Raw genomic sequence first — 26,134 nt, 5'->3', positions numbered from 1 at the left:
GCACATGCAGCGTGCCGAAGATCTTGAAGAGAGTTTGAACGTGACCGAAAAAACAAAATCCACCTCCAATCCCTTGCTCGCCGGCATCCGCGTGCTTGATCTGTCGCGCCTGCTGCCCGGACCGTTCTGCACGCTGTATCTGGCGCAGATGGGCGCGGAAATCATCAAGATCGAAGAGCCGCAGGGCGGCGACTATGCCCGTGGCATGGGCGAGATGTTCAATCTGGTCAATCGTGGCAAGAAGTCCGTCACGCTCGATCTGCGCACGGCCGAAGATCGCGAGCATTTCTTCCAGCTCGTCGACACCGCCGACGTCGTGCTCGAATCGTTCCGCCCCGGCGTGATGGACAAGCTGGGCTGTGGCTACGAGGTGCTGCGTGCGCGCAACCCCAAGCTCGTCTACGCCGCGTTGACCGGTTACGGACAGACCGGGCCGTACAAGGACTGGGCCGGGCATGACATGAACTATCTCGCGCTGTCCGGGGTGCTGGATCAGATCGGCACCGCCGGCGGCCCGCCTGCGCAGTCCAATCTGCAGATCGCCGATCTCGCTGGCGGCGCGCTGACCTGCACGGTCGGCATTCTCGCTGCCGTGATCGGTGCGCGCGCTTCAGGGCAAGGCACCTTTGTCGATTCGTCGATGATGGACGGCGCGCTGGCCATGCAGCCGATCGCGCTGGCGACGCTGCGTCAGGAAGGTGCCGTGCCCCGTCGTGGCACCGGCATGCTCACCGGTGCTCTGCCCAACTACAACCTCTACCGCTGCCGCGACGGCAAGTACCTCGCCGTCGGCGCGCTCGAACCCAAGTTCTTCATGAAGCTGTTGACCGTGCTCGGTGATGAACTGCCGGCACCGCTGCGTGCGCTGCTGCCCGGCAGGAAGAAAGAGCAGGGTAGTGAAGGCGGCAAGACCCGCAGTGCCAACAACGATCCGTTCGGCAAGCTCGACAAGCTGTTTGGTGATCCGAAGCGCGCGCGCAAGGTCACTGCACCGATCCGCCTTGCGCTGGCTGGCCTGTTCCTGACGCGCACGCGGGACTCCTGGGCTGCGTTGCTGCAGGACCGCGACGCCTGCGTGACGCCGATCCTGAACCTGCAGGAAGTGCTGCAGAACGAGCAGGTTCACGCGCGCGGGATGATCGAGGACGACGGCGGCAAACCCAGCTTCGCGCTTCCGCTGTTGTTTTCGGGCCAACGCCCCAAAGTTGGGCCCGCGCCGAAGCTGGGTGCGGATACGGAAGAAGTCCTCGCCCGCCTGACGCCGAAAAAGCGTCGTGCGTGAAGCACTTGGAGTGCACCGTGACGCGGGGCTCAGGATTTGAGACTGAGTGCGTTTAGAGTCTCATCCGTGATCTGACCCGATCACAAACCACCACACTTCCTGGGCCGCCCGTTGGGCGGCCTTTTTTTGCCTGTCTGCAGGTTGTCCTGCTGCGCGCACGGCGCCCCCGAGCATAACGTGCATCCGAGTTTTCCTGGGCGGACGTGTCAGTGGACGAAGTGACGGAGTTTCGCCCATTCGACGGTGGAACTACTGACTGCAGCTGCCCTTCGTGGCCATCTCCAGCTTTGCGATTTTTGCCTTGCCAGTGCCTTCATCGACCAGTCGCAGGTTGGCGCCCCCCACGAAGACACCCATCTTCATGTACTGCTCGATGAAGTAGTTCGTGTTGCTCGCAGTCGTCAGCTTCAACTGGTTCGGGGAGAACTCCGATTCAGTTGAAATGACGTGCTCCTGATTTCCCGCGACCTCTTCAAAGAAGAAGACATTCTGTGCGGACTCGCCGATGCATTTGCCGTCGACCCAGATATCCTTTTTCAACGCGCCACCCGCGCCGCCGGTGCGGAAGATGTACAGACCGGCATTCGTTCCCGAAGGTGGCGCGAAGGCTTTGGCCTGGCTGCTGGCGTCCTTGCTCGCCATGGGAACTGACGCGCAGCCTGCGAGAAGTGTCGCAGTCAGCGCAACGAGAGCGATCTTGCTGGACATTTTTCTTTCTCCCTGTTCTGGTCTTAACCACTGGACGGCCAACGCAATGCGTTTATGCCGGCATCAGGGAGCGTGCCTTCAATTGCCTGGAAAAACTACCTGTCCGAACGGACAGGTTCGGACCTCGACAGTCGGGTTGATGCTGCAGCGTTTTCCGGACCGGATTCGCTGGTACGTGGCGAGCCGGTACGGGCCCAATGCGCCAATCTGCTTGCAGTCAAACGGGCCGGCGGCGCATCTCAAGGCAGTGCGTTAGGCATGGGAAGTCCCATTTTGTGGTTATCTTCAGCGGGGTGACCCTAATGAGGACCATGGGTTGCTACGTGCCGCAGGAGGATCCCCACTCGGGGCGGAAGCAAGACATTGCTCTGGCCAGATTGAGCCAGAGCCAAATCACTCCGGTTTGCTGTCCAGGAAGTAGCTGCGGAACAGAGGATTGACGCCATCCCCGGTGCCCCACAGCTGCGTGGCTCGGGGGCCTAATGCGAGGCGGGTCAATTCACCCATCACCAGATGGGCCAGTGCCGCGCGCAATTCCTCGCTGGATGCGCCTTTTGATGGTCCCGCCATCAGGATGGTGGAGTAAATGATGTCGATGAGTTCGCTGATCTTCTGTGTCACCGGCCCTTGTTCGTCCTCGGCCAGAACGGCATGAATCAGCGCACCTCCGACGCCGTGTTCTTCGGCTTCCAGCTCACGCATCACGGCGACGATGCTCATCATCGTCCGGCCATAGTTGCCCTGACCCTGGCCGATGGCATCGAGGAGTCGCTCGCGTGCCTTACGCAGAATGTCGTCGGTCACGGCGACAATCAATGCGGCTTTTGACGGGAAGTGATGCAGCAGGGAAGGTCGGCGGATGCCGCAGCGTGCGGCAATGGCTTCCAGGGGAGCCCCAATGCCGTGTGCGGCGAATTCAATGCGTGCCGCACGCAAGATCTTGTCGCGCGTGTCAGCAGTGTCACTTTGCTTCTTCGGACGTGCCATCCAGCGCCTCTTTAATCTTCAATCAAGTAGGTTATTTTTTTCCGCAAATACAGTCAATTCGCATCTCTGAGCGGGTGTGATCGAGCGTCGTTGACATTATAATCTACTACAAGGTAGATTAAATGCATCAATTAGGTAGCCATGCTTGAGCGCGGTGTTGTGTTCGCGCGTCAGGAAGAATTTTTCATTACGAGACATTGAGGAGAGGCGCGCGTGGGCAGAATCACGTTTATCCAGCACGACGGTACCCGGCACACGGTCGATATCGAAGAAGGCAAGTCGCTGATGCAAACCGCGATGGACAATCTGGTCCCGGGCATCGATGCAGACTGCGGTGGCTCCTGTGCCTGCGGGACCTGTCACGTTGTCCTGTCCGAAGAATGGATGGCTGCAGCCGGGGTGGCCAAGGATGACGAGGCGAATCTTCTGGAGCTGACACCCGATCGCTCACGCACGTCACGATTGTCCTGCCAGATCACCACTACGGAAGAGATGGACGGCATGGTGGTTCGCCTGCCCGAATTCCAGATGTAGATCAAACGTCGCAACGATCCCTTGCGCGGGTTGGCGCATATAAAAATTCAATGCTTGGAGGCGCTATTCAAATGAAATCCGGACTCATCGAAAAAGCCAAAGCGACTGTGATGGACATCGGGACCGCAGTGGTTCCCATGGACCTGCAGATCAAGGGCGCGCACCTGTTGTTCAACGCCAAGAAGAAGATCTTGCGGCGGCCCGATTTCCCGGCGTTTGTGGAATCGCCAATCCCGGATGTCTCGACGCTGGCGATTGAAGACATCGACGTGAGCAATCCATTTCTCTTTGCCCAGAATCGTTGGGAGTCGTATTTCAAGCGCCTGCGTGACGAATGCCCGGTGCACTACCAGAAGAAAAGTGCTTTCGGTCCGTTCTGGTCGATCACCCGCTATGAAGACATCCTGTTCGTGGACAAGAACCACGATCTGTTCTCTGCAGAGCCTTTCATCGTGATTGGTGCTGCCCCGGAAGGACTGTCGCTGGAGATGTTCATTGCCATGGACCCGCCCAAGCACGACGTGCAGAGGCGTGCCGTGCAAGGTGTCGTGGCACCGAAGAATCTCAAGGAAATGGAAGGGCTGATTCGCAGCCGGACTCAGGAAGTGCTGGACGGTCTGCCGCTGAACAAGCCTTTCAACTGGGTCGAAGAGGTCTCGATCGAGCTCACCGCACGCATGCTGGCGACGCTGCTGGATTTCCCTTACGAAAGCCGTCGCAAACTCGTCTACTGGTCGGATCTGGCGGGGGGCGGCGCTGAGACCACCGGTGGCACGAGCGATACCGACGAACTGTTCAGAGGCATGGCCGACATGGCCAAGCAGTTTTCGCAGCTGTGGCGCGAGAAGGAAGCCAAGAGAGATGCCGGCGAAGCGACCGGCTTCGATCTGATGAGTCTGATGCTGAGCAATGACGACACCAAGAATCTCATCAACAAGCCGATGGAGTTCCTGGGCAACCTGGCGCTATTGATTGTTGGCGGCAACGACACCACGCGCAATTCGATGACTGGCGGCGTGCTGGCGCTGAACCGGTTCCCGGACGAGTTCACCAAACTCAAGAATGATCCGTCCCTGATTCCGAATATGGTTTCCGAAATCATCCGCTGGCAGACGCCCTTGGCCTACATGCGTCGTATCGCCAAGCAGGATGTGGAGCTGAACGGAAAAACCATCAAGAAAGGCGACAAGGTGGTGATGTGGTATGCCTCGGGCAACCGTGACGAACGCGCCATTGAGCAACCGGATCAATTCATCATTGATCGCAAGAACGCACGTAACCACATCTCCTTTGGCTTCGGCATTCATCGCTGCATGGGCAACCGCCTTGCCGAGATGCAATTGCGCATTCTCTGGGAGGAGTTGATCCAGCGCTTCGACAAGATTGAAGTCGTCGGCGAACCCAAATACGTGCAGTCGAACTTCGTCAAAGGCTATTCCGAGATGACGGTGAAACTCACCGCGAAAGCCTAGAAACTGGACGGGAATCGTCGAGGGGCACCGCGACCGAACGTCTGACCTGTCCGAACGGGCAGGTCAGACGCAGCGGAAGTTCGATCGCTGTCGGGTGGGCTGTTTACGTGCGGCCATGCCGTCAAGGCTTCGCCACGACCTTCGGCAATGTTGTTCTCAGAATCAAATATCCCAGCACCGCAGACAACAGTGACCCGGCAATGATGCCGATGCGTTCGTCGAAGAAGCGATCGACGCCGGTGTTGTCGAAGGCCAGCGAGCCGATGAACAGGCTCATGGTGAAGCCGATGCCGCAGAGCACGGAGGCGCCGTAGAGCTGGGACCAGCGGACGTCTCCGGGCAGGCGGGTAATGCCGATCTTCGTCGCGAGCCAGCACAGGCCGAATACGCCAACCTGCTTGCCAACGAACAGGCCGGCAGCGATGCCAACCGGAACCGAGTGCAGCCATTGATCGGCGCCGGTGCCGGCGAGCGTGACGCCGGAGTTGGCGAAGGCAAACAGCGGCAGGATGCCAAAGGCAACAGCGCCCTGCAGGTCTTCCTCGACGCTGTGCAGCGGCGAGTGTTCGGGGTTCTTCTTGTCCTTGAGCGGAATGAACATGGCCAGTGCGACGCCGGCCAGCGTGGCGTGTACGCCGGACTTGAGCACAGCGATCCACATGACGAGCCCGACCAGCACATACGGGGCGATGTGGGCGACGCCACGGCGGTTCATGACGAACAGAATCACCAGACAGGGCAACGCTACGCTTAGCGCCGTGGTCGACAGGTCTGCGGTGTAGAACAGCGCGATGATGACGATGGCGCCCATGTCGTCGAAGATCGCCAGTGACACCAGGAAAATCTTCAGCGAGGTTGGCACGCGTGGGCCGAGCAGCGACAGCACGCCGAGCGCGAAGGCGATGTCGGTGGCAGCGGGAATGGCCCAGCCGTTGACCGCCGCGGGGTTGTCGCGGTTGATGAACAGATAGATCAGCGCCGGCACCGCCATGCCACCGACGGCGCCGATGATCGGCAGTGCGGCGGTGCGTGGGTTGCGCAGCTCGCCTTCGAGAATTTCGCGCTTGAGTTCGAGCCCGACGAGAAAGAAGAACACGGCCATCAGGCCGTCGTTGATCCAGAGCAGCAGGGGCTTGGCCAGCTCCAGCGGCCCGACGCGGATCTCGACCGGAAGCTCCAGCAGCAGGTTGTAGTACTTCGCCAATGGCGAATTGGCCATCAGCATTGCGAGGATCGCGGCGGCGATCAGCACGATGCCTCCGGCCGGTCCCAGCTTCATGAATTCACGCAAAGGTTGCAGCATGCGGGATTGTTGGGTTGGGGCGGGAGTCCCTGATCTTACCTGTCGGCTGCGAACTTGGTGCCGCCGGCGCAGCAGGTGTGGGGTGTTCTCGGACTTCGGCCCCCGGATTTGCCGACATGAAATCGGGCTGTATCCGCTAAGATCAGCCATTGCGCCCGCATGAATGCGCGAGCCCACGCCTCAAGCCAGCGTTGCGCGTGGGAAACTACAAAACAGGAGAACGGTGTATGCCAGCAACATTCCGCAGTGCGGCGACACGCGCATGCTTGTCGGTGCTGATGTGTGGCGGCGCCTTTCTTGCGGGATGTGGCAGCAGCGAGGACGTCGCGCCCTCCGCCATCGTCGCGGGTTCCAACGCATCGGTGCCCAAGGCCAGGTGCGGTGACGGGTCCCAGCCGGAAACCGGACTGCAAGGGCAGGTATCGCGCGAGGATCGTGACAACGGCCGCAATCTGGACGGCTACAGCTGCAACCTGAAGCTGGTGGGTCAGTACCAGGGCAATGGTGCGAGCGTGGTCAGCCCGTCGATCGGCGACTGCGCCTACCTGTCCACCAGTGGTGCGCTGGTCGATCCGCTGCAATTGCTGGAACCTACTCGCGGCGTGCATGTGGTCAGTGCGGCGGACCCCGCGCAGCCGGTGCTGACCGGGACACTGGCGTCGCCGTCGTTTCTGACCGGCACCTGGGAGTCGCTGAAGACCAACCAGCCGCGCAATCTGCTGGGCGGTGTGGCGGTCGGACTGGAAGTGGGCGTCGGATTCTTCGACGTCTATGACGTGACCGACTGTGCCCATCCGGTGCACTTGAATGGTCTGGGCGACACCTCGCTGGAGCTGCCGGCAAATCTGATGGGCCATGAAGGCAACTGGGCGCCGGATGGCAACACCTACTGGGCCACCGGCAACGTTCTGGGCGGGCTGACGGCCATCGATGTCAGCGAGCCCGCGACGCCGAAGATCGTCTACACCGGCTTCGCCGGCTTTCCGGCCAACCACGGTGTGGAACTCAGCGAAGACGGCAACACGCTGTATCTGACGACCTGCTTCCCCGGCGGGGTGGTGATCCTGGATGTCAGCGAAGTCCAGAGCCGTGCGCCGGTGCCGATGATTCGCCAGATCGGTTCGGTGAGCTGGAATCCGGCCAGCTGCGGCCAGCACGCACTGCCGGTGACCTGGGGCGGCAAGCCGTATCTGATTGCACCGGACGAATTCGATTCGGAAGGCATTCACATCATTGATATCTCCGATCCGACGCAGCCGGTGGTGGTCAATCAGATCCAGCTCGAAATCCAGCTGCGTGAAAACGCCGAGAAGCGCACGGCGGACACTGCTGGCGACGGCGTGTTCGGTTACGAAGCGCATTACTGCACGGTGGATACGCCGACCAATCCCAAGGCGCTGGCTTGCGGCTATTTCCAGTCCGGCATCCGCGTATTCAACGTTGCGGACCCGATGAAGCCGTTCGAGATCGCGTACTTCAATCCGCCGGCGCAGACCGGCAAGGGCCTGCAGTTGCAGCACTCTCTGCACGCCTGGGTAGGCGGATTGGCGCCGACGGTGTCCGATCTGTACACCTCGGGCACCGAGAATCCGGCGGACGTGCTGGGTGTCGATCTGCGCTACGTCGGTGCCTTCGTGGCGGAGTTGCCGAACATGGTGTCCGGGGCGCTGGCCAACGGCGATCTGCTGTCCGGTGACCTCAGCGCGGACTGGTGCAGCTCGCCGCCGCGTTTCGTCGGCGATCAGCTCTGGGTCACCTGCATGGACAACGGTTTCATGGTGCTGGAATTCACCAACGGCGCCTATCCGATCCAGTGAAGCCGATCCAGTGAGATCGATCCGGTGAAAGGCATGCGGAGCATCGTGCTCGGCATCGCGGTGCTGGCGGGGCTGACGGCCGCGTTCGCGTTGGGGCAACGGCTCGGCCAGGCGCGGACCGCGACGGCGACTGCGGAAGCCGGCCCGGTGGAGATCGGCTTCGCCCAGTTCATGAGCCTGCATCACGACCAGGCTGTCGTCATGGCGCAGACGCTGTTGAACAGCGGGACGACCCGCCTGGGCGGTCTGGCGAGTTCGATCGCGTCCGCGCAGCTGCTGGAAATCGGACAGATGCGCGGCTGGCTTGGCTTGTGGGGCAAGCCGCTGCTGCCGGCCACGCGCGAGATGGACTGGATGCTGCTGGGCAAGGTCCCTCCGGACGCCGCGTTGTCCCGCTATCTGCTGGATTGCCAGAGTGCGCCGGGCGGCATGCCGGGGCTGGCGAGCAGCGAGGAACTCAATCAGCTGCGTGCGCTGGATGGCGACGCGCGTGACGCGCTGTTTCTGCAGCTGATGATTCGCCATCATCAGGGCGGGCTGCCGATGGCGCATTTCGCTTCGCTCAATACCGATATTCCTGCGGTGCGTACGCTGGCGGCGCAGATCACCGTGCAACAGATTGAAGAGCTCAACACGATGCTGCTGCTGTTGCGTGGCTGGGCGGATAAGACCGGCTGACTGACGCAGCGGACGTCCGATCCCAGTCCCGGGGCCTCGTTGCGCTGCGCCTGATGTCTGCAGTACCGCGTCCGTTCTGGCGCCGGCGAGTATCGTTTTCGGCTACAGCATCCGCGCATTCGCTGCAGAATGGGCGTCGTTGCCTTGCCAGAGTGCCGTATCCGCATGCCGATCTATCTGACCCAGGCGTTCCGCCCATTCTTCCCGCTGGCTGCGCTGTACACGGCAGTGAGCGTGCTGGTCTGGCTTGGCGGTTTGTCCGGCGCGGTGCCGCTGCTGCCGAACGCCACCTTGTGGCATGCGCACGAAATGCTGCTGGGCTTCGCGACCGCGGTCATCGCGGGCTTTGTGCTGACGGCCGCGGCGAACTGGACCGGCCAGAAAACAACGACGCCGGCTTCGCTGGCGTTGCTGGTGGTGATCTGGCTCTGCGCACGCGTGACCGCACTGGTGCCAGACGTGGAGTGGCAGCGGTTCTCCGCCGTGTTCGACAGCGGCGTGCTGCCGCTGCTGGCGGCGATGATGACGCGGGTGCTGCTGCGCAGCGGCAATCGGCGCAATTACATGTTCATCCCGTTTCTGTGGGGGCTGGCGCTGATCAATCTGGGTTTCCATTGGAGCCTGCGCCATCAGCAGATCGATCAGGCGCGGCAGCTGATCACCCTGACGGCATGGCTGGTGGGGTTCCTGATGGTCTTCATGGGCGGTCGTGTGATCCCCTTCTTCTCGGCCAACCGCTTGCAGTACACGCCGCTGCAGTGGCCGTGGCTGAACTGGCTGTCCACGCTCAGCGCACTGCTGGCGGGTGTGCTGGTGGTGGCCCTGCCGCTAACGATCTGGGCCGGTGTGGCAGCGGCAATCGCCGGCGCGTCCGCGCTGCTGCGTCTGCTGCTGTGGCAGCCGTGGCGGACCGTGCGCGAACCGATGCTGTGGATATTGCATGTGGGCTATGCCTGGCTCGTCGCCGCGTATGGCGTGGCGGCGCTGCTGCATCTGGGCTGGCTGCACTCGCCGCTGACGCTGCCGATTCACATCCTGATGGCGGGCGGTCTGGGCTGTCTGGGCCTCGGCATGATGACGCGTGTGGCGTTGGGGCACTCCGGACGCCCAATCGTCGCCGGTCGCTGGCTGGTCTTCGCGTTTATCGCGGTGGTGGCCGCGGGCGTGCTGCGCGTGGGCAGTTATGCCGTGTGGCCGCTCGGCGGCATCAGCGGCTGGAGCGGCAGCGCGATGCTGTGGGCGGGCGCCTTTTCGATCTATTTCCTGGCGCTTGCACCGCTGTTGTGGCGCAAGGCCTAGCGTGCGGTGGCGCAGCGACGACGATGTCGTTGACCGTTCCTTGACCTTCGGCGGAGCGTGCTGGGCTACGCTCTATCGGATGTATCGGACACCTCTGAAACAACTGGCTTTGATGGCGCTGCCGCTGAGTGCAATCGCGAGCGGCGCATCGGCGCAGGAGGCCGGCGATACCTGGCTGCTGGTGGGTGCGATGTATGGCCGCAGCCTCGGCTCGGAGACCGCCGTCCATACCGAACTGAATTCGAATTATCCGCTGCTGGGGATTCCGCAGTCGTTCGATACCGATGGCCTGTCGGCGCATCCGCGTGATCTGGCGACGTTGGTGACGTCGGTCGCGTATTTCGTCACGGACCGGATTTCGATTGAAGTCGATGGTGGCTATCCGCCAGTGGTCGAGGTGGAAGGGCGGGGTATCGCTGCGCCACCGGGGCCGAGCGCGGCACTGTTCCGGATCGATCTGGGCGATCCGCAGCTCAACCCGCTGATGACAGTGCGGCAATGGAGTCCGATTTTTTCGCTGCAGTTTCTGTGGGGCGATGCGGATGATCGGCTGCGTCCGTTCGCCGCGCTGGGCGCGACCTACACCTGGTTTACTCAGCTGCAGCTCGATCCGGAGTTCGAACAGGCCATCAACGACGAATTCGGCAGGCCGCTGGCGCTGAATTCACTCAAGCCCGGCCCGACGTCGGTGCGCGTCTCGGCGCCGCCGCTGTGGGCGCCCGCGGTCAAGCTCGGGGTGTCCTACACGATGACGGATCGCTGGGGGCTGCTGGCCGCTGCGGTCTACGCGCCCTATTCGGGGACGACGACTTTCCGTGTGTACGCGGCAGACGGCACTTTGCTCGGCACGACGCGGGGCCGCGTCAACGTCGATGCGAGTGGTTTGATGCTGGCTGCGCGTTACGCGTTCTGATGCTTCGATCTGCACGGGGCCGGCCTGTGTGGCTGGCGCGGCGGACCGGTTGGCGCGTCGAGCCCTCGCGCAACAGGGCAAGGCGCTAAACTCTGCGCCGGTTCGACGCGCGGTGCGTTGATCTCAGCGGACATCGAAACACTGTGAGCGAAACCTTGGCTGCGAGCGAAACCCCGGCTGTGAAGCCCCTGGGGCCGATGTTGACGCTACCCGTGCACGAAGCACTGCTTGAGGCGCGCGACGCCGGGGTGGCGAGCATTACGTGCTCGATGGACCTGGGGCGCAGCACCAGCACGGTCACGGTGGGACCGTCGGAGTGGGTCTGGAACGGGCGCGCGTTTCCGTATGCCGAGGTCTGCAAGGACCGCACGATCTATTACTGGGATGACGACAGCTTTCAGCCGGCGGCGCGCTTCAGCAATTCGCTGATCAAGCTGGTGCCGACCGAATGGGGGGCGCCGACATTTGAAATCGACGGCATCAAGATGCTGCCGACCGCGCATGTTTCTCCGTATGCGGATGCCGAACGCAAGGTCGGCCTGATCCAGCCCAGCGGCAAGGTGATCCTCGATACCTGCGGCGGCCTGGGGTATTTCGCCGCGTGGTGTCTGAAGGGCGGGGCTCTGCGCGTGGATTCGTACGAGAAGAATCCGGATGTGATCTGGCTGCGCAGCCTGAATCCGTGGTCGCCGCAGGCGGATGAGCGCCTGACGCTGACGCAAGGCGACATCTCGGAAAAGATCGCCAAGATTCCCAGAGAATCGGTGGACGCGATCCTGCATGATCCGCCGCGCTTTGGCATTGCCGGCGAGCTGTATTCTCAGGAGTTCTACGTGCAGCTGGCGCGCGTGCTCAAGGTCAACGGCCGCTTGTTTCACTACACCGGCGCACCGAACCGCCTGACCAGCAAGCGTGATGTGCCGAACGAGGTGGCAACCCGGCTGCGCCGTGCCGGCTTCTCGACCGTGCTCAACGGTGACGGCGTGCTCGCAACGCGGATGCGCTGAGCGCGCAATCAGCCGGCAGCGGGCGCTTCGCCCAGCGCGCGCTGCAGCAGTAGCAGGCGCAGATCAAATTCGATCTGGTGATAGTCCGGCAGCATGTGCCGGCACAGCTGGTAGAACGCCTTGTTGTGCTCGCGCTCGCGCAGATGCGCCAGCTCGTGCACGACCACCATTTCCAGAAACTCCGGCGCGGTGTCCTTGAACAGACTGGCGACGCGGATTTCCGCTTTGGCCTTGAGGCGTCCGCCCTGCACGCGTGAGATCGCCGTATGCAGACCGAGCACGTTCTGCAGCACGTCCATCTTGTTCTGCCACATGACCTTGTGGATCGGCGGCGAGCTGCGCAGGTGGGACTGTTTCAGATCCTGCACGTAGTCGTACAAGGCGCCGTCGGTCTGGATCGCATGGCGTTCCGGATAGCGCTGCCGCAGATAGGGCGCGAGCCGGTTGCTGTCGATCAGTTCACGGATCTGCGACTGCAACGGCGCCGGACACGTGCCGAGATAACGCCGGATCAGCGTGTCGCGCGCGTCGTCACCCGCAGCCATGCGATCAGTCCACGTCACCCGCGACGACGGTGATGCACAGGTCGCCGCAGTTGACGACCTGTCCCGCGCGGATCTTCGCGGTCTTGCGGCTTTCAATCTGACCATCCACCGAGACCAGCCCCTCGGCCACCAGAACCTTGCCGGCGCCGCCGCTGTCGCAGGCGCCCGCCAGCTTCAACAGCTGATTGAGTTCGATGTATTCGCCGCTCAGAGGGAATTCGACGCTTTGCATGAGGTCGCTGCTGCAGAAAAGCCTGTGGGAGCGCGATTGTACGGTGTCGCCCTGCCGGCCACGGGGTTCAATGGCGTGACTCGATCAGGCGACGGTTCGGAAGGCATGAACGGGCGCGCGACCATGCCGATGACGTGTGAGGCGGATTTACCGTGGGGGCGCTGCCGTAAAGCTTTCTAAGATCGGAGCGGCAATTGAGTCGTCGGCTTCGACAAAAGGAGAGACTGGCATGGCTGGAAGGGTTCGGGTGCGCGGCGGCATTCAGAAGGGTGTTTACGGCGCGGCGGTCCTGCTGAGCGCGGTGCTGGCGGCCTGCGGCTCGGACTCGTCAGGCGGGAACACCGTCGGGCAAGGTCCGAATGCGCTCCCTGCCGCCGCGCCGGATGCGGATGCCTTCTACGACGCTCCGGCTGCGATCCCGGACGTGCCCGGCACCATTCTGAAGTATCGCGCCATCACCTATCAGCCGGCCGGTCTGAGCTTGCCGAATCCAGCGTGGCAGCTGCAGTACGTCACCCGCGATGGCCATGGCCGTCCGTTGGCTGCCGTCACCACGGTGGTCAAACCACTCGTGCCGAACCTGTACGGTCATCCGGTGCTGCTGTCGTTCCAGCACGCCTACGACAGCCTCGGCGCCGAATGCACGCCGTCGCATACGGCGACCGGGAGTTCCCGCAACACGACCAACATGGCCGAGACCCTGGAGTTTTTGTCGCCACTCCAAGCGCTCGGCTGGACGATGGTGATCCCTGACTACGAGGGCCCGTATCACGCGTTTGGTGCCGGGCCGCTATCGGGTCAGGCGACGCTGGACGCGATCCGCGCCGCGCTGCAGTTCGAGCCGCTGGGTCTGGCTGCCGACACGCCGGCTGCGCTGTGGGGCTACTCCGGGGGCGCTTACGCCTCATCCTGGGCCGCGGCGCTGCATCCGAGCTACGCTCCGGAAATCCAGCTGGTGGGCGCAGTCTCCGGCGGTACGCCCGTGGACTTCGTCGACATCATGCAGCGCAACGAGGACACCTCCAGTTTCGGGTTCCTGTTCACGCTCGTCATTGGCATGGCGCGTGATTACCCGGAGGTGTTGCCGGCAAGTCTGCTGACCCCGATGGGCGCAGACGTGGTGGACGCCATGAAAGACAGCTGCGAAGGAACGCCGCCCGATGGCTTCACGCTCGATGGCGGCCGCATGACCGATTACGTCGCAGACGACGATCCGTATCACACCCCCGGATTCCAGACCGTCATGCCCAAGGTGACCTTGCTGCAGGCGGACCGGGTGCCCACAACCGACAACTATCTCTATCACGAGATCGACGACGAACTGGTTCCGGTGGCAGGCGCGGATGCGCTGGCAGCCAAGTGGTGCGCCGAAGGTGTGCCGCTGAATTACTTCCAAAGCAGCGCCGGAACCGTGACTGACACTCTCCCGACGGGTGTGCATACCAGCGGGGCGGCTATCGGCACGCCGGCCGCGATTGCCTACATCGCAGGACGCTTCGCCAACCCTGCAATGTCGGTGACGCCACCAGGAACCGTGCGCTGCAACTGATTGGCTGCCCGAAGAGTTGGAGTAACCGGTGATTGCTGTGAACCAACCTGACGGTATTTCAGTTCAACCCGATGTCGCTGGCCGTCATCCACCAGAGGGATGCTCGAGTCGTTCTGCTCAATGTCATCCAGCGACAGCGCGGTCGCGCCGTCGGCGTCGTGAATCTGCCGTACGACGATGTCGTAGATCGTTTCGCCAAAGCGGTAGCTCAACTTGAATGAGCGCCAGTCTTCCGGGATGCAGGGGGCGATCCGCAGACGATCGCCTTCACGCGTCAGGCCCAGCAGCGACTCCAGCATCAGGCGGTACATCCAGCCTGCCGATCCGGTGTACCAGGTCCAGCCGCCGCGGCCGGCATGGGGCGCAACGGCATAGACATCGGCCGCTACGGCGTAGGGTTCGGTCTTGCAGATCGCAACGTCCGCCGCGGTGCGTGCGCGCTTGACCGGATTGAGGATATCCATCAGTTCCCAGGCGCGCTTGTGATCGCCCAGCTTTGCGAACGCCATTGCCGCCCACACGGCCGCGTGAGTGTATTGACCGCCGTTTTCGCGCACACCGGGGACATATCCCCTGATGTAGCCGGGATTCATGGCTGACTGATCGAAGGGTGGCTCCAGCAGCCGGATCACGCCATGCTCGCGGTCGACGAGATGCTGGTCCAGTGCGTCCATCGCCTGGCGTGAACGCGCGGCATCCCCCGCACCGGACAACACCGAGCCGCTCTGCGCGATGGAATCGATCGCGCACTCAGTATTGACCGACGAGCCGAGCGGCGTGCCGTCGTCGAACCAGGCGCGGCGATACCAGGCGCCGTCCCAGCCATGCTGGTCAAGGTTTGCGCGCAGCTGCTCCGCCTCGGTGACACAGCGTTCGGCGAACGCGGTGTCGCCGTGCGCACGAGCAAGTCCGGAAAACGATGTCAGCACCTCGTACAGGAAGAAGCCGAGCCACACGCTTTCACCCTTGCCTTCGATGCCGACCAGATTCATGCCGTCGTTCCAGTCGCCGGAACCCATCAGCGGCAGGCCGCGTTCGCCGAAGCGCAGGCCGTGGACGATCGCGCGCAGGCAGTGTTGATACAGGTCGGCCACTTCGCTGGCTCGCCCGGGCTCGTCGTAATACGACTCCTCATCGGCCGCCAGCGGGCGTCCGCTGAGGAACGGCAGGTTCTCTTCAAGCACCCCGATGTCGCCGGTGCATTGCACATAGCGGCACACCGCCAGCGGCAGCCAGAGGTAGTCATCCGAACAGCGCGTGCGGACGCCCCGACCGGTCGGCGGATGCCACCAGTGCTGCACATCGCCTTCGGGGAACTGCCGCTGCGCGCAGCGCAGCAGATGCTCGCGGACCAGCCGCGGCTCGCTGTGCACCAGCGCCATCACGTCCTGCAACTGATCGCGGAAGCCGTACGCGCCACCTGATTGATAAAAGCCGCTGCGCGCCCACAGGCGGCAGGCCAGCACCTGGTACACCAGCCATCCGTTGGCCAGCACGTTCAGCGCCGGGTCCGGCGTTTCGATCTGCACCGTGCCGAGTGTGCGATTCCAGTATTCATGCACCCGTTGCAGAGCGGCGCGTGCCGCGCCCGGCGTCCGCAACCGCCTGGCCAGTGCGCAGGCCTGGACCCTGTCGTTTCCGGCGCCGAGCCGGAAAATGATCTCGCGCTCCTGGCCGTTTGCAAGCTCGAAAGGAACCTGGATCGCCCCGCAAGGGTCCAGTGCGGCACCGAGCCGACCGGACAGGTGCGCGCGCGTCATCGCATCCGGATCATCGAGCGTGCCATTGCGCCCGAGGAACTCCGTGCGGTCGCCGGTCAGCGTGCGCGTGCCGTCATCGACATCAAAGAACGCAATCCGCCCGGCGAATTCGGTGTTGTAGTCGTTGCGTGCGAACAGTGCGCCACTGGTGGGGTCGATCTCGGTGACGACATGCATGGCGGACTTCGGACGCAGGTCGCCCAGCACCCATTCGACATAGCCGGTGGCCGACAGGCGTCGCGAACGGCCGGAGATGTTGCGGACCTTCAGTACCGAGAATTTGACCGCGTCGATGCGGTCCACGTAAATCCACAGCTCGGAACGGATGCCGTTGGCGCTGTGCTCGAAAACGCTGTAACCGAATCCGTGGCGGGTGACATACGGCGAGCTGTCCCGAACCGGCAGCGGCGCCGGCGACCAGAATTGTCCGCTGTCCTCGTCGCGCAGGTACAGCGCTTCTCCGCCCGAGGCGCCAACCGCGTCATCGCTCCACGGCGTCAGGCGGAATTCGTGGGCGTTTTCGCTCCAGGTGTAAGCGAGACCGTTCTCCGACACTACCGTTCCGAAGTTCGGGTTGGCCAATACGTTGACCCACGGCAGCGGCGTGGTTCGCGCCTGCGTCGTGGTGGTGATGTATTCGCGTCCGTCCTCGGTGAAGCCGCCGAAGCCGTTGTCGAGGATCAGTGACGCGTGCGGCGTCGCGGCGGGTGTCGCGTGTTCAGGGAAGGGTTCGCGGGTGTGGGCGAGCCGGGCAACGCCTTTGTGGATGACCACACGGCGTTTGACCTGATCTGCCAGGGTTCCGCGGTCACCGGCGACGATGACGCGCGCAACCGATCGCAGCAGGGTGCGATCCTCACTCGAAATCAGTTCGGCCGAGCGCACGAAGATGCCGCCGGGTCGATCGATGGCATTGGCATCGGTGCCCGTGGCGATCAGCGCCACGATCTGGTCCTGCAATACTTTCCGATAGCCGAGGTGGTCTTCGTTCCAGATCACCAGATCCACTTTGAGGCCCTTGAGCCGCCAGTACGCGTGGCATTGGATCATCTGGCGCGCCAGATCGAGGTGCGTGCTGTCGGAGACCTTCAGCAGCACGATCGGCAGATCACCGGAAATGGCGTAGGCCCAGAGTCCGGACTGGCCGCGACGGTTCTGCATCAGCACCTCCGACTGTGCCCTCAGGGCGGCGTTGGCGTAGACGACCGGGCTTGCGAGCCGTCGGTAGAGCCGTGCTTCAGACTCGCTGACGTTGAGCTGTCGCAGCGTCACGGCATCGTGGGTGCGGGCGAGATCTACAACCCGATCCGCACGATGGCGGTCCTGATACTTGCCGATCAACGTCATGCACGCCTCGCGGTCGGCGGCGGCGCCAGTGATCAGGTCGATGACGGCCGATTGCCCGGCATGGAGGACGAAGTGACAGCGGATGGAAACGATCGGGTCCAGCACCGAACCGTCGGTGTTGGAGAGTGGCGCCGGATTGGTCATGGCCTGTGGTGAGGCCAGCGTGTGGTCACGTCCGATGAAACGCATGCGGTCGGTTTCGAAGGACGCGTCACTGACTTCAGACCCGTTTGTCGCCATCAGATGAAACATCCACGGCGCGCGCTCGGAGATCGAACGCGGCCTGCGCGTGCACAGGATCGCGCGGTGCTCGCGGAGAATTTCGGTCTGCACGAACAGTTTGCCGAAGGACGGATGCATCGCGTCCGCGGCGGCGGTGGTCAGCACCGGCTCGGCGTAGCTGGTGACCTCGATGGTTCGGGTCCTGTGCGAGCGGTTGATGATGCACAGCCGTCGCAGTTCGATGTCGTCTTCAGGCGAAACGACAATTTCGGAGTGCGTTTCAATGTCCTGGTCGCGGCGCCGGAACTCAGCACGGCCTTCCGAGAACATCGCTTCGTAGATCTCGGCGCGCCTGCGTGTCGGCTGATGAGTGGCTGACCAGTATTCGCCGTTGGCGACGTCGCGCAGATAGGTGAATGTTCCCCAGCTGTCGCAGCTGATGTCTTCGCGCCAGCGGGTCACGGCGAGATCGTTCCACTGGCTGTAACCGCCGCCGGCGTTGCTGACCATGACGTGGTAGCGGCCGTTCGACAGGAGCTGTACTTCCGGTGTCGGAGTGTTTGAGCCGATCGGCAGATTCAGTTCGACGGTCGTCTCATGGAAGTAGGTATCGGTGTCTCCACTTTCGATCGCGCGCGGTCGCAGGGCCGAACGTTTGGGAATCCGCTCTTCGAGCAGCAACAGCGTCGATTTGACCTGGGGGTCGGATTCGAAACGCCGCTGCATCGGTTGATCGAGCAGCAGGCTGGCCAATGACAGCAGGCTCATGCCCTGGTGGTGCGCCATGAATGAACGCACCACAACGCCGGCGGGCTTGGTTGCCGCATCGACGATGGCCCCGAGCGCGGTCGGCGCCGAGGGCAGACGCGAGGCGGTGTAGTCCACGGCTTCATAGAATCCATAACGACCCTCGAGGCCGTCTGCCTGGAGCCGTTGAAGATTGGTGCAGGCCGCGTCGGGTGCAACCATCAACGCCAGCGCAGACGCATAGGGTGCCACGACCGCGTCGTCTGACAGTCCGCGTTTCAGCCCGAGCCCGGGAACGCCGAAGGCGTGATACTGATAGTTGAAGCTGGCATCAAAGGTGTTGAAGCCCGATTCTGAAATACCCCACGGCAGACCGAGTTGTTTGCCATAGGCGATTTGCCGGGCGACGGCCGCGCGACAGGTCTGGTCGAGCAGCGTGCCGGAATAGCTGGGCATCACCAGCAGCGGCATCAGATACTCGAACATCGAGCCGCTCCACGACAGCAGGATCGGCTTGCCGCCGGTGGTCGTGCGCAGGCGCCCGAGTGCGAACCAGCTTTCCTGTGGCAGTTCGCCCTGAGCGATGGCGACGAAGCTGGACAGTCTGGCCTCCGATGCCAGCAGATCGTAGTAGCTGTTGTCGAGACGGAACTCATCGACGTTGTAGCCAATTGCCAGCAGGCGCCGTCTCTTGTCATACAGGAATGCGTACTCCATCGCGGAGAAATCGCCGGCCTGCTGCGCCAGGTGTTCGCAGCTGGTGATCCGTTGCTGCGCGCGTGTGCTGCCTTCTGTAACGCTGGTGTTCAGCGCGATCAGCCATTCGCGCGTGACGATGTCCAGCTCTGCAGCGAGGCGCGCATCAATCGCAAGCTGCATTCGTCTTGCGTACGCGGGCAGATCGCGCAGTGACCGTGGTTCGGCAACAGCCGTGAGGCCATCAGCAAGCTCTTGCGGCGCCTTCGGCAGAACGAGCCATGGTGCAAGCCACGTCAATTCCTCGACCGCTGCACGGCATTGCCGATGCAGCACCGCCACGCCGTCTGATACATCGGATGGACTGTCTTCAGCAGGTCCCGCCGTCAAAGCGGCAGTGATCGCGGCTGCACCGTTCTCGATCGATTTCAGGCTTTGCAGCAGCGCCGGGAGCTTTGCTGGAATTTGCGCGCGGGCCTCTGCCAGCAAGGTCCGCAGGCGGGCGATCGGTGCGCCAAGATTGTCTGGCACAGCGTCGGTCATTGCCTCGAGCGTATCGGTGATGCCGTCATACAGCCGTGGGCCGAGCAAGGCCTGATCCGGCAGGGCCAGAAGTCCGGCGCGTAGCGTGAGCAGGTGACCGGCCAGGTTGCCGCTGTCGACGGAAGAGATGTAGTGAGGTGGCAGCGGCGCCAGAGTCTGTGTGTCATACCAGTTATAGAAATGGCCGCGATGCCGTTCCAGCGCCGCCATCGAGCAGAGCGTGTTCTGAGTGCGCGCAAGCAGCGCGCCCGCCAGGATGTAGCCGAAATCGTAGGCCGCCAGGTTGGACAGCAAGGCCAGCCCCATGTTGGTCGGTGAGGTGCGATGCGCGATGACTTCCACCGGGACTTCCTGAAAATTGTCCGGCGGTAGCCAATGATCTTCAGGCCCGACAAAGCGCTCAAAGAACGTCCAGGTCTTGCGCGCGATCTTGCGCAGGAACACGGTCTGCTCCGGCGCCAGTGTCACTTCGTGTGCGATCAGGGGTCGGCTGAGCCACCACGCGATGCTCGGTGCGGCAAACCACAGCGCCAGTATCGGCGCGGCAGCAACCAGGGCGTCCGGCCTCAGTGCGACCAGTGCAATGGTCGCCACGGCAGCGCTGAGCGGTGCGATGGCCATCGACCGGTGGAACGCCATGACGCCACTGCCCGCGCCGGCAAGCCACTTGCCCGAACGGCTCTCAGGCCCAGGAGGCAGTGCGTTGTCTGACGCGACGTTCCATTCCAGCAACCCGCGATGCGAGATCAACATGCGCCACGTCGTGCGGACAATCGCATCAAGACTGAGCAGCGCTTCGTAGGGCAGGCAGGCCATCTTGAATGCGGCAACAGACAGACTCTTTGCAGCCGAGCCGAGCACGGCGCTCAGATGCTGGCGCAGCATCATTTCGGACGGCTTGCGCAGCGTATCCACCAGCGCGCCCAACAAGGCCGGAATGGCGACGATTGCGACAACCGCCAGGGTCCAGAACCCCGGATGTGGCAGCACCGTCCAGCCCATCGCCAGCAGCGCCGTCAGCGCTGCGGGGACCAGGCTGCGCCGCAGGTTGTCGAAAATCTTCCAGCGTGACACGGCCGAAAGCGGATTGCTCTGCCTGCGCCCATCCGGTCCGGGCACTCGTGGAAACAGCCAGCGGGCGATCTGCCAGTCGCCTCGAATCCAGCGTCGATGCCGCGCCATGTCGGTCAGATAGCTGGTCGGATATTCCTCGAACAGATCGACATCGCTGAGCAGGCCGGAGCGCGCGTAACAGCCCTCAAGCAGATCGTGACTGAGAATCCGGTTTTCGGGCAGTCGGTCCTTGAGGGCGCGTTCGAAGGCGTCGACCTCGTAGATGCCCTTGCCGATGTACGAGCCCTCGCCAAACAGATCCTGGTAAACGTTCGAAACAGAGCCTGTGTACGGATCGATGCCCGGCTCGCTGCCGCACAGCTGTTTGTAGCGCGACCGTGCAACATCAGAGACGCTGGAGGCCAGACGCGGCTGCAGAATGCCGTAGCCGCCAACGACACGCTGCCGTGCCTCGTCATAGAGTGGGCGATTCAAGGGGTGGGCCATCGTTGCCACCAGTTGCCGCGCGGAGTCTCGCGGCAACTGCGTGTCGGTATCCAGCGTAATCACATATTTGACCGTCGACAGTGCGGCGGTTTTTCCGACGATGAGTGAGAAGCGACCGCCGGCGGCCCCACGCAGCAGGGCATTGAGTTCGCCGAGCTTGCCGCGCTTGCGCTCGTGCCCCATCCAGACGCGCTCAGCCGGGTTCCAGCGACGCTGACGATGAATCAGGAAGAATCGGTCATTCCCGATGTCCTGATACTTTTCGTTGAGTTTTTCGATGCCGCGGCGTGCCAGCAGCAACAGCGGCGCATCCTCGGCGCAGCTTTCCTCCGCAGCATCGCGAAAATCGGTCAGCAGTCCGAAATGCAGGGATGCGTCCTGGTTGCCGAGAAAGCGGACTTCCAGGGCTTCGAGCAATGCTTCGACGCCGTGGGCGCTGTCCAGCAGAGTCGGAATCACCACCAGCGTGCGTTGTTCCGGCGGCAACCCCAGCGCGTAGTCCATGCGGGGCAGCCGCTGCGGACTCATCAGCTGGGTCGTGAGCCAGTTGGTCAGCGCTGACGCCATCTGACTGGCGCCGAGCAGTGCCAGCACGCAGAGCAGTGGCAAACGCCAATCAAGAGTCGCAACCAGCTGTGCGCGCTCAAGCAGTGCCTCGGTGAAGATCCCTGTCATCAACAGGATCGCGCCGAGATGCAGTGTCAGCGGCGCGCGCACGAACAAACGTCGAAGCTTGGCAGTGAGCGGCAGACGGGCGCCCATCATCGCTTCGAGTTCGGGCAGGCCGCGATCGATCAGGTAATAGCCGACATGCGCGGTGCGATCGTGCTCGCCGTCGATGCCGACGTACTGTCCGGCCAGGCCGATTGCGGCACGCGCGACTTCGGATTCGGACTGGTTGCAGCGTTTGGCGGTCCGCTCAATGACATGCCGGTAGCGGTCGCGCGTCGCAAAATCCATCTCACGATAGGTCGCTCCAACGTCCTCGTGCAGGATCTCCTCGACCTTGCTCATCGACTCGACGAATTCGCGCCAGTCCATTGCATCCAGAAAGCGCAGGCTGCCGATGGTGTTGCTGATCGAAACCTGATCGGCTGCCTGCGTCTGGTTCTCCGCTTGCACCATCTGTTCGATCGTCTGGCTGGACTCGGCGAGCCGCTGCTCGATCCAGGTCAGCGGCAAGGCCAGTTCGGGGCCGTGACCCTGCAAGCGGCGTGCAAGCTCGGCGATGAACGGACTCACCATCGGTGGGTCGGACCGCGCCATATCGGCAATCACCAGAATCAGACTCTTCGGATCGCTCTCGGCGACTTGCATCATTCGGTCGGCCCAAACCTGAGCCTGATTCAGCTGAATCCTTGCCGTGGTGATGCGTGCGCTGATGCGACGGAGGTTTTCGATCAGTGCCAGTTGCAGCATGATCGGAATGGCCCACAACTCGCCCAATGTGAGCGCTGTCACCGTCTGATAGGCGACAACAAAGCCGACCAGCGTTTCCGAGTCCACGCGCCCGTCGCCGTGCGAGATCGCTTCAAGTGCGAGGTCATAGATCCGCGGCAATCCGCGCGAGTGGCCTCGTGCAAGGCGCGGCAATTCGCGGCTGTAACCCTTCGGCAGATGCTTCCGGGCGGTGCGAATCTGCTCTTCAATCAGATAGAAGTTGTCGAGCAGCCACTCTCCCGCAGGCGCGATCCGCTGCCGGCTCCTGGCCGCGACCGTGAGTAGATTGCACGTGGTGCCCAGGATTTTCCGGTTCTCGTCCAGACGTTGCAGCAGTCGATCGGGTTCGCGCAATCGGCTCAGGGCGTGTGATTCCGCCAAGGCCTTTCCGTGCTGCTCCATCTGTGCGGCGCTGAACAACTCTGCGCGCAGCGGCGACTGCTGGTCTGACTGGCTATGGCGGAAATGCGCACGCGGCCAGCGAATCAGGCGCGCCACTACCGCGCGATACGCGACCTTGTATACGGTCCGGAAGCTCATCACAGCCCGACAGCATGGCGCGACAAGCTGTTGCAGGGCCGTCTATACGATGCTGGATGCCTGTGTCTGTCGCTGCCGATCGCCGGTGTCACAAGCGGCAGCGCGTGTATCTCTGGGTTGTACTGTGCACATGAGCCGCGTCTGGGCTGACGCAGCTTGCAATCGAACGCCCCGTTATCGTGCTGTCCGGGAACGTGCTGGCGAAGTGTGGTAGCAGAAGACCTGCGCGTAAAACCTCCGTTACACCTGGCGATCGGGCAGGAGTGCCTGACCAGGAGGAGTATGCGGCATTCCTGGGGAGACCACCTGACAGCGCCGGCCTTGACGCATCGAGCGATGCTGGGATCGTGTCAAAGGGCAGATGACGTACCCCCAAAGTTACCCCTGGATGCCGGCAAGCTGCTACGACCGTCGGAGGCAACTACAAGTCCGCAAAGCGTTATGGCTCTAGGTCTTGGTGATCGTGTGCGAACTGTAGCGGATAAACGTATGGTGGCCGGGGACGGAATCGAACCGCCGACACGGGGATTTTCAATCCCCTGCTCTACCGACTGAGCTACCCGGCCAAACGTTGAAGAAACTGACGCCCAGTAAGCGGGGACCGGGCGAGAGCGCGGTATTAAAGCGGCGAGGTCGGGACAAGTCAAGCGCGTCTTTGACCTGTCATGGTGCGGCGGCTACTCTGCGGTCAAATCTTGCGCAGGATCTACGATGCAGCATGTCCGCTTGAGGACGGGCGTCGACGGGCTGGATGCGCTGTTGGCGCGTTATGGTGAGGTCCGCCAACGATCGGTGGCGTTGATCGACGGTTTGTCGGCTGAGGACTGTCAGGTTCAGAGCATGCCGGACGTCAGTCCGGCGAAATGGCATCTGGCGCATACCAGCTGGTTTTTCGAAACCTTTGTGCTGTCGGTTTGCGACAGTGCTTATCCGGCGTTCGATCCGCATTTCGCGGAACTGTTCAACTCGTACTACAACAGCGTGGGGCGCATGCATCCGCGTCCGCAACGCGGTTTGCTGACGCGGCCTTCGCTGCAGACGGTGTTGGCGTATCGCGCGCATGTTGATGCGTGGATGCAGCGTTTGGCGGGGACTGTACTCGCCACGGGTCTCGCAGAGCGCATCGAACTGGGCCTGCAGCATGAACAGCAGCATCAGGAACTGATGCTGACCGACATCAAGCATGTTCTGGGCTGTAATCCGATGCGGCCGGCGTATGCCGATCGCCCGCCGCCGCAGTCAGCGCGGCAAGCGCAAGCCTGGATGAATTTGGAGCCAGGGCTGCGGTTGATGGGTCATCACGGCGATGGTTTCAGTTTTGACAACGAAGGTCCTCAGCATCGCGTTTGGCTGAACGCCGCGCAGCTCGCGCTGCGGCCCGTGACCAACGGCGAATATCTCGAATTCATACGCGATGGGGGCTACCGGCAAGCCTTGCTGTGGTTGTCCGAAGGCTGGTCTGCGATCCAGGCGCAACAGTGGACGCGACCGCTGTACTGGCAGGCGTCGCTTGAATCCGAGTTCGGGCTCTACGGCGAACAGTCGCTGGATCTGCACGCGCCGGTGAATCATCTGAGCTACTTCGAGGCCGACGCGTTTGCGCGTTGGGCCGGTGCGCGTCTGCCGACCGAGTTCGAGTGGGAGGCTGCATTTGCGCCCGCGTGGACGGAGGCTTATGTGCGAGGCGATGCGCTGACGCCGACGATGTCCGGCGCGAGCGGCTTGAGCTGCGGTGCGGTGTGGGAGTGGACCTCCAGCGCGTATGCCGCGTACCCAGGGTTCCGCACGGCGGAAGGTGCGATCGGCGAGTACAACGGAAAATTCATGTGCAATCAATTTGTGCTGCGCGGCGGTTCCTGTGCCACGCCCGAGGGGCATGTGCGCGCGACGTACCGGAATTTCTTCCCGGCCTCGGCGCAATGGCAGTTCACCGGCTTGCGTCTGGCGCGGGACGGTGACGCATGAGCGCTCCCGCACCACGGCCGCGGGTGCGTGCCGATATCGATCGCGCTTTCCTGGAGGATGTTGTTGCGGGATTGTCGGCGACGCCGAAAACGCTGCCGTCGAAATACTTCTACGACGCCGCCGGTTCGGAACTGTTCGAGCGCATCTGCGAACTGCCGGAGTACTACCCGACACGCACCGAGCGTGCGCTGCTGCAGCAACACGCCGATGCGATGGCCGACGCCTTGGGGCCGCGCGTATTGCTGATCGAGCCCGGTGCCGGCAGTGGCGAGAAGACGCAGTTGCTGCTGCAGGCGCTGGACCGCCCCGCGGCGTATGTGCCGGTTGATATTTCAGGGGAGTATCTGGCCGAGGTTGCGCACGGATGGCGGTCGCAGTTTCCGCACATCGAGGTGCTGCCGGTGGCGGCCGATTTCACGCAGGCGTTTTCGGTTCCGCGCGTGACGGCGACGCCGTCGCGGCGGGTGGTGTTCTTCCCCGGATCGACGCTCGGCAATTTCGAGCCGTCGGCTGCGCGGCAGTTGTTGTCGGCGTTCCGCAAGCTGGCGGGCGAGGGCGGGCGACTGCTGCTCGGTGTGGATCTGCAGAAAGACGTGTCGATTCTTGAGCGGGCCTACGACGACGCGGCAGGTGTGACTGCGGCGTTCAATCGCAATCTGTTGATGCGGATCAACCGTGAGCTGGGGGGGCGCTTCGATCTCGACAGCTTTGCGCATGTCGCGCGCTATGACGACACGCATCATCGCATCGAGATGCATCTGCGCAGTACGCGGGATCAGGTGGTCAGTGTGGCCGGCACCGCCGTACGTTTCCGCAGTGGCGAGACGATCCACACCGAGAACTCGTACAAGTACACGCCGGAGTCGGTGCGCGCGCTGGCCGCCGCCGCCGGCTGGCGTGCGCAGGCGCGCTGGCTCGATCCGGACTGCTGGTTCGGCGTGTTCCTGTTCGCGGCCTAGGGCAGGGCGGCCTGCAGGACCCCCCGCAG

Annotated in this window: 17 protein-coding genes and 1 tRNA gene; 11 read left to right on the top strand and 7 right to left on the bottom strand. The window is 62.9% G+C overall.

Annotation, left to right across the window (positions count from 1 at the left end):
• Positions 1 to 40 precede the first annotated feature (40 nt).
• Complete coding sequence (locus E4T66_RS05920; RefSeq protein WP_248679462.1) at positions 41 to 1,282, top strand: CaiB/BaiF CoA transferase family protein; 1,242 nt, start codon at positions 41 to 43, stop codon at positions 1,280 to 1,282.
• Positions 1,283 to 1,531: 249 nt separating this feature from the next.
• Here the strand turns inward: E4T66_RS05920 and E4T66_RS05915 are convergent, their stop codons facing one another.
• Entirely contained in the window at positions 1,532 to 1,990 is a 459-nt protein-coding gene (locus E4T66_RS05915) for a DUF2846 domain-containing protein (RefSeq protein ID WP_136847968.1), read from the bottom strand.
• A 393-nt stretch (positions 1,991 to 2,383) separates the two neighbouring features.
• Positions 2,384 to 2,977 (bottom strand): TetR/AcrR family transcriptional regulator, encoded by a 594-nt coding sequence (locus E4T66_RS05910; RefSeq protein ID WP_136847967.1) that lies wholly within the window; start codon positions 2,975 to 2,977, stop codon positions 2,384 to 2,386.
• Between the two features lie 213 nt (positions 2,978 to 3,190).
• On the opposite strand from E4T66_RS05910, the gene E4T66_RS05905 reads away from it, so the two are divergent.
• Both E4T66_RS05905 and E4T66_RS05900 read left to right on the top strand, forming a co-directional pair.
• Complete coding sequence (locus E4T66_RS05905) at positions 3,191 to 3,511, top strand: 2Fe-2S iron-sulfur cluster-binding protein (protein WP_136847966.1); 321 nt, start codon at positions 3,191 to 3,193, stop codon at positions 3,509 to 3,511.
• Positions 3,512 to 3,621: 110 nt separating this feature from the next.
• Entirely contained in the window at positions 3,622 to 4,983 is a 1,362-nt protein-coding gene (locus E4T66_RS05900; RefSeq protein WP_441347695.1) for a cytochrome P450, read from the top strand.
• A gap of 121 nt (positions 4,984 to 5,104) precedes the next feature.
• Here the strand turns inward: E4T66_RS05900 and nhaA are convergent, their stop codons facing one another.
• Complete coding sequence (gene nhaA / locus E4T66_RS05895) at positions 5,105 to 6,286, bottom strand: Na+/H+ antiporter NhaA (RefSeq protein ID WP_136847965.1); 1,182 nt, start codon at positions 6,284 to 6,286, stop codon at positions 5,105 to 5,107.
• A 227-nt stretch (positions 6,287 to 6,513) separates the two neighbouring features.
• Between nhaA and E4T66_RS05890 the strand changes: the two genes are divergently transcribed.
• The 5 genes from E4T66_RS05890 (at position 6,514) to E4T66_RS05870 (ending at position 12,000) form a co-directional block, all read left to right on the top strand.
• Complete coding sequence (locus E4T66_RS05890) at positions 6,514 to 8,103, top strand: LVIVD repeat-containing protein (protein WP_136847964.1); 1,590 nt, start codon at positions 6,514 to 6,516, stop codon at positions 8,101 to 8,103.
• Positions 8,104 to 8,136: 33 nt separating this feature from the next.
• Positions 8,137 to 8,781 (top strand): DUF305 domain-containing protein, encoded by a 645-nt coding sequence (locus E4T66_RS05885; protein WP_136847963.1) that lies wholly within the window; start codon positions 8,137 to 8,139, stop codon positions 8,779 to 8,781.
• Between the two features lie 165 nt (positions 8,782 to 8,946).
• On the top strand, positions 8,947 to 10,080 hold the full coding sequence (locus E4T66_RS05880) for an NnrS family protein (protein WP_169577496.1): 1,134 nt from the start codon (positions 8,947 to 8,949) through the stop codon (positions 10,078 to 10,080).
• A gap of 1 nt (position 10,081) precedes the next feature.
• Positions 10,082 to 10,993 carry an OmpW/AlkL family protein gene (locus E4T66_RS05875; RefSeq protein WP_169577495.1) on the top strand — a complete coding sequence of 304 codons (912 nt, stop codon included), beginning with the start codon at positions 10,082 to 10,084 and terminating at the stop codon, positions 10,991 to 10,993.
• A 197-nt stretch (positions 10,994 to 11,190) separates the two neighbouring features.
• Positions 11,191 to 12,000 (top strand): class I SAM-dependent methyltransferase, encoded by an 810-nt coding sequence (locus tag E4T66_RS05870; RefSeq protein ID WP_136847960.1) that lies wholly within the window; start codon positions 11,191 to 11,193, stop codon positions 11,998 to 12,000.
• Between the two features lie 8 nt (positions 12,001 to 12,008).
• Here the strand turns inward: E4T66_RS05870 and E4T66_RS05865 are convergent, their stop codons facing one another.
• Both E4T66_RS05865 and E4T66_RS05860 read right to left on the bottom strand, forming a co-directional pair.
• Positions 12,009 to 12,545 carry a M48 metallopeptidase family protein gene (locus E4T66_RS05865; protein WP_136847959.1) on the bottom strand — a complete coding sequence of 179 codons (537 nt, stop codon included), beginning with the start codon at positions 12,543 to 12,545 and terminating at the stop codon, positions 12,009 to 12,011.
• A gap of 4 nt (positions 12,546 to 12,549) precedes the next feature.
• A complete protein-coding gene (locus tag E4T66_RS05860) occupies positions 12,550 to 12,777 on the bottom strand; it encodes an RNA-binding S4 domain-containing protein (RefSeq protein ID WP_136847958.1) in 228 nt (75 codons plus the stop codon).
• Between the two features lie 229 nt (positions 12,778 to 13,006).
• Here E4T66_RS05860 and E4T66_RS05855 point away from each other — a divergent pair, with 229 nt between their 5' ends.
• Complete coding sequence (locus tag E4T66_RS05855) at positions 13,007 to 14,326, top strand: lipase family protein (RefSeq protein WP_136847957.1); 1,320 nt, start codon at positions 13,007 to 13,009, stop codon at positions 14,324 to 14,326.
• Here the strand turns inward: E4T66_RS05855 and E4T66_RS05850 are convergent.
• Positions 14,257 to 23,181: a glycoside hydrolase family 94 protein gene (locus tag E4T66_RS05850; protein WP_136847956.1), complete on the bottom strand. Its 8,925-nt coding sequence runs from the start codon at positions 23,179 to 23,181 to the stop codon at positions 14,257 to 14,259. The genes E4T66_RS05855 and E4T66_RS05850 overlap by 70 nt on opposite strands.
• A gap of 490 nt (positions 23,182 to 23,671) precedes the next feature.
• Positions 23,672 to 23,747 (bottom strand) — tRNA-Phe (locus E4T66_RS05845).
• Between the two features lie 145 nt (positions 23,748 to 23,892).
• Here E4T66_RS05845 and egtB point away from each other — a divergent pair.
• Both egtB and egtD read left to right on the top strand, forming a co-directional pair.
• Complete coding sequence (gene egtB / locus E4T66_RS05840; RefSeq protein WP_136847955.1) at positions 23,893 to 25,146, top strand: ergothioneine biosynthesis protein EgtB; 1,254 nt, start codon at positions 23,893 to 23,895, stop codon at positions 25,144 to 25,146.
• Positions 25,143 to 26,105, top strand: coding sequence for an L-histidine N(alpha)-methyltransferase (gene egtD / locus E4T66_RS05835; RefSeq protein WP_136847954.1), 963 nt, complete (start codon positions 25,143 to 25,145; stop codon positions 26,103 to 26,105). Before egtB ends, egtD begins: the two co-directional genes overlap by 4 nt.
• Positions 26,106 to 26,134 lie beyond the last annotated feature (29 nt).

The sequence above is a fragment of the Sinimarinibacterium arenosum genome (assembly GCF_005047655.1).
In the GTDB taxonomy this organism is placed as follows: domain Bacteria; phylum Pseudomonadota; class Gammaproteobacteria; order Nevskiales; family Nevskiaceae; genus Solimonas.
This window is presented reverse-complemented; position numbering and strand designations above follow the sequence as displayed.